A 583-nucleotide genomic window follows, 5' to 3' on the forward strand; every position below is an offset into this window, starting at 1 on the left:
CTCAGCTTCTATCTCAGCAAGCGCGAGCCAGTCTGCGTCAATTAGTGCAAGCCAAAGCGCTTCAGCATCAGTAAGTGCAAGCATCAGTGCAAGCCAATCAGCATCAAGCTCAGCAAGCGCGAGCCAAAGTGCTTCAGCAAGTGCGAGCGTAAGTGCTTCTGTAAGCTCAAGCCAATCAGCTTCAGCATCAGTAAGTGCTAGTCAATCAGCATCTGTATCAGCAAGCCAATCAGCTTCAGCTTCAGTATCAGCAAGTCAAAGTGCTTCAGCATCAGTAAGCGCGAGCCAAAGTGCTTCAGCTTCAGCATCTAACAACCAGAACTCAGCTTCTATCTCAGCAAGCGCCTCTGTATCAGCAAGTCAAAGTGCTTCAACATCAGTAAGCGCGAGCCAAAGTGCCTCAGCTTCGGCATCTAACAACCAGAACTCAGCTTCTATCTCAGCAAGCGCGAGCCAGTCTGCGTCAATTAGTGCAAGCCAAAGCGCTTCAGCATCAGTAAGTGCAAGCATCAGTGCAAGCCAATCAGCATCAAGCTCAGCAAGCGCGAGCCAAAGTGCTTCAGCAAGTGCGAGCGTAAGTGCT

General features: G+C 50.3%; 1 protein-coding gene. It reads left to right on the forward strand.

The genetic code is table 11. From position 1 onward, the window contains the following. A partial coding sequence (locus tag D8805_RS10050) for a hypothetical protein (RefSeq protein WP_185774604.1) occupies window positions 1-583 on the forward strand: 583 nt, incomplete at both ends.

It is taken from the genome of Streptococcus oralis subsp. dentisani, assembly GCF_003944205.1.
Taxonomy (GTDB): Bacteria; Bacillota; Bacilli; order Lactobacillales; family Streptococcaceae; genus Streptococcus; species Streptococcus oralis_BH.